At 38.2% G+C, this 9,627-nt stretch carries 12 protein-coding genes; 4 read left to right on the top strand and 8 right to left on the bottom strand.

The annotated features are described in order from the left end of the window. The first annotated feature begins 101 nt into the window (after nt 1-101). Nucleotides 102-800: a hypothetical protein gene (locus NITUZ_RS05280; RefSeq protein ID WP_048196187.1), complete on the top strand. Its 699-nt coding sequence runs from the start codon at nt 102-104 to the stop codon at nt 798-800. A gap of 1 nt (nt 801) precedes the next feature. On the opposite strand, the gene NITUZ_RS05275 is transcribed toward NITUZ_RS05280, so the two are convergent. From NITUZ_RS05275 to NITUZ_RS05250, 6 genes are all read right to left on the bottom strand, one after another. Continuing rightward, on the bottom strand, nt 802-1,434 hold the full coding sequence (locus NITUZ_RS05275; protein WP_048196185.1) for a pyridoxamine 5'-phosphate oxidase family protein: 633 nt from the start codon (nt 1,432-1,434) through the stop codon (nt 802-804). A gap of 171 nt (nt 1,435-1,605) precedes the next feature. Continuing rightward, nucleotides 1,606-2,016 carry a RusA family crossover junction endodeoxyribonuclease gene (locus NITUZ_RS05270; protein WP_048196184.1) on the bottom strand — a complete coding sequence of 137 codons (411 nt, stop codon included), beginning with the start codon at nt 2,014-2,016 and terminating at the stop codon, nt 1,606-1,608. Between the two features lie 77 nt (nt 2,017-2,093). Then, on the bottom strand, nt 2,094-2,603 hold the full coding sequence (locus NITUZ_RS05265; protein WP_048196182.1) for an HD domain-containing protein: 510 nt from the start codon (nt 2,601-2,603) through the stop codon (nt 2,094-2,096). Nucleotides 2,604-2,617: 14 nt separating this feature from the next. After that, on the bottom strand, nt 2,618-3,703 hold the full coding sequence (locus NITUZ_RS05260) for an LLM class flavin-dependent oxidoreductase (protein ID WP_048196180.1): 1,086 nt from the start codon (nt 3,701-3,703) through the stop codon (nt 2,618-2,620). Nucleotides 3,704-3,779: 76 nt separating this feature from the next. Then, the gene (locus NITUZ_RS05255) at nt 3,780-4,724 is read right to left on the bottom strand and encodes an iron-containing alcohol dehydrogenase (RefSeq protein ID WP_048196178.1); all 945 of its coding nucleotides are present in this window, start codon (nt 4,722-4,724) and stop codon (nt 3,780-3,782) included. A gap of 24 nt (nt 4,725-4,748) precedes the next feature. Then, complete coding sequence (locus NITUZ_RS05250; RefSeq protein WP_048196176.1) at nt 4,749-5,612, bottom strand: arginase family protein; 864 nt, start codon at nt 5,610-5,612, stop codon at nt 4,749-4,751. A gap of 114 nt (nt 5,613-5,726) precedes the next feature. On the opposite strand from NITUZ_RS05250, the gene NITUZ_RS05245 reads away from it, so the two are divergent. Then, entirely contained in the window at nt 5,727-6,992 is a 1,266-nt protein-coding gene (locus tag NITUZ_RS05245) for a glycerate kinase type-2 family protein (protein ID WP_244443821.1), read from the top strand. Nucleotides 6,993-7,201: 209 nt separating this feature from the next. Here the strand turns inward: NITUZ_RS05245 and NITUZ_RS05240 are convergent, their stop codons facing one another. Beyond that, a complete protein-coding gene (locus tag NITUZ_RS05240) occupies nt 7,202-7,591 on the bottom strand; it encodes a hypothetical protein (RefSeq protein ID WP_048196892.1) in 390 nt (129 codons plus the stop codon). A 75-nt stretch (nt 7,592-7,666) separates the two neighbouring features. Between NITUZ_RS05240 and NITUZ_RS05235 the strand changes: the two genes are divergently transcribed. After that, nucleotides 7,667-7,873 carry a hypothetical protein gene (locus tag NITUZ_RS05235; protein ID WP_048196171.1) on the top strand — a complete coding sequence of 69 codons (207 nt, stop codon included), beginning with the start codon at nt 7,667-7,669 and terminating at the stop codon, nt 7,871-7,873. 235 nt (nt 7,874-8,108) lie between these two features. On the opposite strand, the gene NITUZ_RS05230 is transcribed toward NITUZ_RS05235, so the two are convergent. Further along, nucleotides 8,109-9,275, bottom strand: a complete 1,167-nt coding sequence (locus tag NITUZ_RS05230) for a citrate synthase (RefSeq protein ID WP_048196169.1) — start codon at nt 9,273-9,275, stop codon at nt 8,109-8,111. Between the two features lie 108 nt (nt 9,276-9,383). Here NITUZ_RS05230 and NITUZ_RS05225 point away from each other — a divergent pair, with 108 nt between their 5' ends. After that, on the top strand, nt 9,384-9,581 hold the full coding sequence (locus tag NITUZ_RS05225) for a hypothetical protein (protein WP_048196167.1): 198 nt from the start codon (nt 9,384-9,386) through the stop codon (nt 9,579-9,581). The last annotated feature ends 46 nt before the right edge of the window (nt 9,582-9,627 follow it).

The raw sequence follows: 9,627 nt of genomic DNA, 5'->3' as shown, positions 1-9,627 counted from the left end.
CTCAAATCGAAATATAAGGCATGGTGATTATGTTATCTACTATATTCCATACTGATAATTTATGAGGATTTCTTTTAAGTAATTTATGAAAACAAATTTTAGTGCAAGGCAAACCTAACGTACATCATGTAGGTGTTGCATTAATAGCTGTTTCTGTGATTTCTGCGTTTTGGGTTTTTGGATTTGAAGACAAGATGTCCACAAGAACAACTATTGTGAACGAAATTCAAACACCGGAGTCTATAATATCTGAAACATATGGTGTGCAATCATCTGGTGTCAGTTTGTCATCTGATTCCACATCACCATCATCTAATGACTTTCCTCGATCATCTTATGGCAGTTTGGATAAAATCACAACATTAGATCGTACAGTACAGCAACAAAGATCCGAAAAATCGCGACTGAGTGAATTTGAAGCAAAAGAATTCAAACTTGAGATGAGCGGAACTGCGCTTGCAAGCCCATCAACAATGTTAAAAGATGCGTCATTGTTAATAAAAATGAGACCTGTAGCGGGAATGAATCTTGAAGAATTCAAAGTAAGTGAGGCGAGATTAATTCTCGATAGTACTGCAATGAACTTAAATCTGATAACAGTGAAAATTGTAGACCATGATATGGTGTTGATTATAGGCTCTACCAATAAAGGCGAATATTTCGTAAGGGCACAAATTAGTGAAAAAATTTTATCAGATAATAACAATAGACAAAATGTTCTACTACATGATCAGCCATTTTATATTGTTAACAAAGATATCCCATACAAACTGAATCTCACTGGCACGCTAACATCGTGATTTACCAAACTGGCTCTTCTACCATTTCAAGATTGCTTTCTGTAACCTTGAAACCCATGATTTGCAATGTCTCTAACGCGGTTGAAGAATTTCGCTCAAAGATTTTTTTTGCAAGATTCTTTCTCGCATTTTTATCCAAATGCTGTCCTATCTTGTACTTTCCTCTCATAGTTTGAGGCACAACCTTGATGATGGCAACTTCGTCAACAACTGGCATGTCTGGTGTTATCCTCTCATAACCCCCTTCAGGCTGATATTTTTCCATCAATGCGTTTAGAGCCATGGATTTCTCATCATTTTTTGACACTATAGTTCCATAACCTTTGATGACCACACTGATGTATAGTGTGTCTGCTTGTGATGCATCTGTAGGGGAGCTAAAATATGATGGAAGAAATTCTAGCTCTCGATCTATCTCAAACCCAACTTTTGGATCGCGTTTTATGTTCTCAATTTTCTCACCACGCGTATGCGAATGCATGTAGATGGCATCATTGACAAAAACAAAATTCATTGGTATTATTTGTGGAAAGCCATCTCTATCCATTGATGCAATTCTACCTATGTGCTCTTTATTGAGAAATTCTATTATTTTCTGCTTTGATTTTATCTCCAATCTGCCTAAAAGCTGCACGCTCTAATCCATTCTTTCTTCATAAAAAATCTAACCCTTACAAATGAATTGGCTTGGGGAATTCCCCAAGCCACTGGGTACAGGTGTTGGTTGGCTTAGAGTCTGCTAAACTCGTAATGACTTACATTTGATTTTACAAATAAAACAATTGCGTATGATTTGTCAGCATGTTTACGAATACGACCATTCGTAAATTGAAAATGTAAATCCTTCATCACTTTCCGAATCAATTACCTTCTTCTCAAATATGATCCTGTACACTGTGGAATCATCCTTTATTATGTCAAGTCCGGGTTCAGCGTCTTTGCCAGATGACATTTCTTTTGAGAGAACTGCAAGCAGCACATTTGAAAGAGAATCGAGATCCTTTTTTGCATGTGCAGAATCCTTCTTTAGATAGAAAGTTACGCTTATCCATAATGGTTTACCCTCACATCGTTTTCTTACACTGTCTATGTTCTTTCCAAGTTTTTTTTCTATCGCAATTTTGATCTTCTTTTTACCTTCTTTAGCATTCTTCCCTATGGTTGCAGGAATGAATCCTCTTACCTGAACATTCTGCAATAATATGTCTCCTTTCATGATTGGCGTTGATCTAGTCTGGATTTAAGATAAGCCTGCAAAGAAAATCTGATCTACAAGTGTACTTTTTGAATTTATTATATTGATAGTGGCCTTTGCTTAAAGTACAGTAACGTCTCATTCACGCCGTCAAGGAGTTTTTCAATACCTGGGGTTCTAGCGCGATTCTTAATGATCTGTTTTCTAAGTATGCTCAAATGGTGCATGTTTTGCTTAAGTAATTTGGTACGTTTAGTTCGTGACATGTCTGATTCTTTTATGAATTTCATGTTTGCTGATATCTCGCAAAGTTTGACTAAAACAGATTCCCACGGTGCATTTTGTAGCTGTTTTACATATTGCTCTTCTTGCACTGCTTTAGGCAAAGACTTGTCTTTTGCTATGGATGCCACAATAATTGCTACCTCTCGTCCAAATCTCTGAAAAATCTCCTCAAAATTTGACCCTGTATTCTGTAAATAAGCAGTACATAGTATCTTTTCATCACCTACTCCTACGGACTTGAGCCTGAACACTATGCTTTTACAGAATGGAATATCTGCATTTCTGATACGTGCAAATGATTCGGCATCCTCAAGTATTGTCAACTACAAGAAAGCGTTTACTTGTGCTTTTCTTTAAAGTATGGCATTACTTTTGAGGCAAACTTGTCAATAGAACCAAAATAATTTGAACCCCAGAACCTGATCACAAAGTGATTCACTCCAGCTTTTATGAATCTCTCAAATACTGGAATTACGTCATCTGGGGTTCCTACCGCTACTGATGATCTTGCCACTGCATCTGGAATCGTGGTTGCCCCCTCACGCATTTTTATAATCCAATCTTGATTTGACATCGAGTACTCGGTAAAGTATTTCTTAAAATCAAATCCCTCTATTTGTTTTATGTTGTGAACCCGTAACACTTCTGGCTTGAAGAGACTAACCTTCACGGCTTCTTTCATTTTTGCCCATGATTCTTCAGCATCTTCTGAAAAATACACATCGATATCCAAGGCATATTGGAAATTATCTTGTTCTTCTTGCGTTCTACCTTCTTCCTTCATGGATGCTTTGATTGTTTTTGCATGGTCTTCGAATAGTTCTGGTGTATATCCTATTGGTAGCCAGCCATCTCCATACTTTCCTGTCATCTTTAATGTACGTTGACCCCCTGCCGCCATGTATATTGGTGGGTGTGGTTTTCTAATTGGCTTCGCTTGAAGACATGCCTGTGTTAGTTTATAGTATTTACCTTCAAAATCAACCCGGTGTTCAGGCGATGACCCATACAACAGCTTGATTACTTGAAGCTGTTCTTCCCACTTGCTTACTGGATTGTCAAATGGTATGTTGAATTCTTTTAGATTTTGAGCTTCACCTGCACCTATTCCTAACGTGCCCCTGCCCTTTGATATTCTATCTAGTGTAATTGCAGCAAGTGCAATATTTGACGGATGTCTTCTAATTGCATCTGTAACACAAGTCCCAAGTTCCACTTTTTGCGTAGTTGCAGCTATTGCAGAAAGCATTACCCAAGGATCAAGGACTGTAGCTTTTGACCATTGTGGAACATTAGAATGATCCATATACCAAATTGAATCGTAACCTGTCCTGTCAGCAAGAATACACGCTGTAAGAATCTGATCTTCACTAAATCCTGCACGAGCCACGTTTAAGCCGTTCTGTATTCCGAACTTGAGCATCTTTCCTCTGGTCAGATTTTGCGGTATTTAAGTTTAGAAGAAAAAACGAAATATTGCGTCCAAATAAAAGAAAGGGTTAGAGCCTTCCTTCTACTATGTCTTTAAGGCACTGAATGACGTCTTCTTTTGAAACTGGCCTTGGGTTTGGATCAAGATGACCTCTGTCTGTCATAACTACATCTGCTGCCTGATCAAGTGGTGTCTTCAGGGTAAGTCTGTCGAACTTTAGCTTTTCAACAACCTCCTTGAATCTATCATAGAAAATAGACTTGTTGAACTTGTGCGCTACTGTAGTACACGATGACAGTGAGTAGCCATGTGGAACTCCCTCATTTGAGAACACGTATGATAGAGCATGTCCTAGCGTGGTAGAACAATTACCAAATCCAATTCCAGATATCATTGAACCGTATGGATAGTTTTCAGGCTTGTCGTTCATGATTGCATCATAAAGAACTTCGAATGCTTCCTTACACATAGTTCGAGTGAATTCATTGCCAAGTTTGCTATCGTATCCTTCGGTCGCTTGTGCACATGCATCGCATACTGAGTTCTTGATTATTTGTTCGGGTGTTCCCTCCATGAAATATGCATCTACTACTGCTCTGTCTGCAAGAAATCGATCTTCACGAAGAAGTTTTTTCTTTCCGTCAAACTTGAGCACGCAGTATGTTGTCATCTCTGCACCTGTTCCAAAAGTAGTCGGAATTAGTATTTTCTCTAACTTCATCTCGGCTCCAGAGTATTTTGCAACATCTAGTGAGCTGCCGCCACCAAGACCTATTACACACGATGGGTTTTTGTCCTTGAACTGTGATATTACCGTTTTTACTGTTTCAATTGACGGTTCTGGCTCTACTTTGTCAAACAACATGTAGTCTTTGATTCCCATCTTGCCTAACCATTTTTCAGATATTGGCGGTGGTGCAGTTGTTACCACAAGTGCATTTCGTGGATATTCTGCTTCTGAGAGTGCGTTTTCTCCAAAATGAATAATTTTTGGAATTTTGATTGTGTGCATAATTGGGTCTGGCGTTTTATACTATTATACCTTACACGAAGAAATAGTCTCACCAATCAGCCTTGATGCAAGATGTGAGGTTACATTGTTCAGATCGTGTGCAGGACATACCTCCATTATATCCATTCCAATCATTTTAGAGGTAATTTTCTTGATAAAATACACGGCATCCTGTGTGTGGAGACCCATTGGAACGGGTACTGAAACTCCTGGAGCGTACGCCGGATCCAGGCAGTCCATGTCAAATGAGATGTATGTATTCTCTTTTATTGTATCTGAGATTAGTTTTGAAGTATAATCTACCCCTTTTTCTACAATATCAAAGGGTGTAATCACATTGAGCCCAGATTTTTTCAGGTTAGTTATCTCTTCTTCTTCTGGGCTCCTGATGCCTATCTGCAGGCTAGTTTTTACATCTATGTAATCTAACGAATCTGTGATTACAGAGCCATAATAATTGCGTGTATGTGAGACAAAATCTGGATGTGCATCGAAATAAACTAATGATATTTTACCATATTTTTTAGCAAATGCCTTAAGAATGTGGGTAGTAATGGAATGATCACCCCCGATAGATATCGGTATTTTTGGGAATGAAAGAATACTCTCAAAGGTCTGTGCTATGTGGCTTTTCTTGATATTCCCATAGTCATAAATCTCAGCCGACCCAAGTCCATTTACCGGGTGAGCAAGACACAGGAATTCTTTCTCATAATAGACATCTCTTGTATTTGATATTTTTCGTATCGTGTCTGGGGCCATTGCAGTACCCATCTGCACAGAGTGTGAACCTGATTCATCAGGTATTCCTATTACTATGATATCTGATTGTTCAATACTTTTGGCGTTTGCCCAGCAGATTTTGAGATCTTTTTTGCCTTTTTTCACACCGAATTGCAGATTACCTACAAGAAAGTCAGGAAATAACTCTTTCTGAAAATCTCATATGAATTCATGTATGTCACAGATGATCTTAAATTTGTATTGAGTACTCAATGTTTTGTGATTAAAAACAAAATACGTATGTGCGATAATAAAACAAGCGATGCGCTTGAAATAATAGACGCTGGTCTTGTGGCTGCACAACCAAAATATTTTCTTAGAAAATTCATAAAGAAAAACAAGCTTTTGGTAAGATCTAAAACCATATCTCTTTCAAAATTTCGCCGCATTTACTTGGTTTCAGTTGGTAAAGCTGCAGATAGCATGACAGAATTTGCTTGCACAAAAATAAATTTTGATGGTGGTATTACCATCATTCCTAAAAATTACAAAGTAAAACATATTGGAAAAAACATCGACATCATACATGCATCCCACCCAATCCCAGATCGTTGCAGTGTGATGGCTGCAACTTTTGTGATCAAATTATTACAGTCTTTGAACCCAGATGATTTCGTAGTGTTTTTGATATCTGGTGGTACATCGTCACTATTGGCGTTGCCATGGGGGGTGGACTTGAACCAAAAAAAGAAAACGACTGAAATTCTTTTAAAATCGGGCGCATCAATTCATGAAGTCAACGCTGTAAGAAAACACATTTCTGCAATCAAGGGAGGTCAAATACTGCAGCATCTTAAGTGCCAAGCAGCCTCATATGTAATGTCCGATGTGGTTGGCGATGATTTGAACGTCATAGCGTCCGGTCTTACATACTGTGACAACAGTACATATGCTGATTGCTTAAAAATAGTTACAAAATACGGGCTCGAAAAACGTCTTCCTCCTTCTGTAATGAGGCATCTCAATGCTGGCGTGAAAGGATTACTTCCCGAAACTCCAAAGAGGCCAAAAATCCCAAATATAATTGTGGCAACAAATGCTGATTGCTTGGAAGCTATGGCCTATAAAGCAAAATTGCTTGGATATGATACAAAAATATTGCATTCAGTACATGGCCCAGTAAACATAACCGCAAAGAAAATTATTGAAACCTTCTCATTTAAGAAAAAATCATGTCTCGTTTTTGGTGGCGAACCAACAGTATTTGTACACGGTGCTGGTAAAGGCGGACGCAATCAAGAACTTGTATTGCGTATTGCTGGAAATATCAAAGACAATGTTGTGGTTGCATCTGTTGGAACCGATGGAATTGATGGTAACACAAAACATGCCGGTGCGGTATTCTCATCTGCATCAAAAAATCACATCGCAACATATCTTAAAAATAATGACTCCAATTCGTTTTTTAGAAAATATGGTGGACTTATATTGACAGGACCAACTCATACTAATTTGATGGATATTGGGTTGATTTTAAGTGAGTAGCTACTGTCTTATGATCATACCTTCCTATTAGTTTAAAATAAACAAACAGATCTACTTATGTAATATCGTTACTATTGGAGCATGAATCTTAAAAGTGTTGAAAATATATCTAAAAAAGAAGCAGAACAATTCGAAGTCACATGCAGTCATTGTGGCAAAAAAATAACACTGCCTCATCTAATATTTCATATTGGCACTGAACATGGTGTTTAATGTTCTGAAAGAAGCGATGATGCAAAATTCTCACTAGGATCTATTTTCTCATATATCAAGTTGAGATTTCTTTGTCTTGCAAGTTGGTCTATGAATAACTTACGCTTCTTAGCAAATTCATCTGCTGTAGTTTCTTTTTCAGCTAGATGATTTAACATCTCACTAGAATCCAATTTGACTCGTACGGTATCTTGGTTTTTTATAATAAATACTCCAATACTCCAAAAGATCCCAACATGCAATGCTATGTATTTTGATTGAAGAACAGTAACCTTGTCCCGATAGATATCTGCCTGTTCTCTGAACTGTTTTTTTATCGAGTCGGCAGTTTTGATAAGCCATGAGATCCTCTTTGAGTTTCCGTCAGAATACAAGATGTGTTCCATGTCAATCAAAAAGTCGTGGCTTGTCTATATAATTTGAATTCAGGTCTGAATAATAAATCAAAAAACATAACACTGATGCAAAAGTCATTTGTATTCTTTACACGTATGGTTGATGAATTAGTTCAATTCTCGGATTCTGACCCTGAGCTTGCTGAGGGAATAAAATGGCTTGACTCGCAAGCCCAGAAAAAAGGAATATCGTTTTATGAGATGGTATTTCAGGTTCTGTACAAGCATGACGTATCCTCACGTGCAAAACAGTGGCTTAATTCAAGAAACTAATTCGAATCTGTCCGATTGCATTCTAAATGTCCTAACCATGGATAAATACTAGTTTGCTCTTCGATCTGTGAATAACTCACTCGCTTTTCTGAATTCAACTTTATGTTTCCCAGGGATTATCTTCACTGGGGGTTCTACCTTGGGTTTTGCTTTCTGTTTTTTTACATTCTTTTGCTTTCTTGGTTTTTTCCCATAATCTTCCCATTTGATCCAAACCATAACTGATGGCCTCTTCTTATTGACGCAATTCTATCGGCTTGTATTCGCATCCTTGTGGTCCACAATATTTTCCTACATATGTTGCCTTTGGCCTATACAAAACAGGTTTTGGAGCAGCACGTGCAAATTTCTCCTCAATTACATGCGATGTCCATCCTGCAACACGAGATATGGCAAATATCGGAGTATTGAGATCTGGAGGAATCTTTAGCATATAGTATAACGATGCACTATAAAGGTCAACATTTGGATAGATGTCTATGCCTTTCTGTTTTTTCATTTCTCTTATAGTGGTCTCTTCAACAACTTCTGTAATGTCATACCATGGCTGTCCTGTTTTCTTGGCAAGCCTCTTTGAAAGCTCCTTTAGAACTTGAGCCCTAGGATCATACGTTTTGTATACTGCATGTCCCATGCCCATTATCTTCTCTCCTCTGTTCAACCTCTCTTTTACCCACGATTCTGCATTGTCGACACTTTTTATCTCAAGTAACATTTTCATCACTTCGTGATTTGCGCCTCCATGTAGAGGGCCTGACAGAGCGCCGATTGCCGCACTAACCGCTGAGTACATATGTGCTCCAGTCGATGCTACCTCACGTGCTGCAAAAGTTGACGCATTGAATGTGTGATCTGCGTGTAAAATTAGACAAATATCGAAAATTCTCTCGGTTTCGGCATCTGGTTTTTCCCCAACGAGCATGTTAAGAAAGTTTGCCGCATGTGATAGTCTTGGATCTGGATCCACAATGTCCTTGCCCGTCCTTACACGTTCCCAGCTTGCTACTATGGTAGGCATTTTTGAAATAAGGTTTATGGCGCTTTGATAGTTGATCTGCTCATCGTTTTCACCCTTATCGTCATAGTATCCTGCTAATGCAACGACGAATGCCTGTAGCATTACCATAGGATCTGCATTCTTACGCCAGTTTCTCATGTTTGATTGCATCTGACGCGGCATGTCTCGAGCATCAATCAATCTCTGTTTGAATTCCTCAAGCTCAGTCCTTGTCGGCAGGTCGTCATTCAAAAGAAGATAACTAGTTTCCTCAAAGGTCGAATTTTTTGTCAAATCTAAAATATCATAGCCGCGGTAGATCAGCTTTCCTCTCTCGCCGTCTATATCTGATATTTTTGTATCTGCCACCTCAATGTCTCGGAGGCCAATGTTTTTTGTATCCAATTCTATATTTCTGCCTTGAAATTTCCTATTAAGTTTTGCACTCTGAATTTAGCATTTGGTCTAATATGACAAAGCTAGTTGGTATAGTCTTATTCGTCATTTGTTATCATGACAAAAGTAGAACGCGACTTTATGGCACATGTGGACAAATTGATATTGGAGGCCTCAGCGGAAACTCTTGCCATGCTGGCAGAAATGGACAAAAGAAATCAACTCTCGACACTGACATTCTATGATGTCTATTTACTTTTGTCGGAAAAAGATAAACAAATTTTGGTTGCAAATAATCATCCAAAAAAAGACTAATCAGCTTTTGGGTTTAAATATAGTAGTTAAAGATTGCACGTGTGGT

Origin of the sequence: Candidatus Nitrosotenuis uzonensis, from assembly GCF_000723185.1 — an archaeon.
GTDB lineage: Archaea > Thermoproteota > Nitrososphaeria > Nitrososphaerales > Nitrosopumilaceae > Nitrosotenuis > Nitrosotenuis uzonensis.
This window is presented reverse-complemented; position numbering and strand designations above follow the sequence as displayed.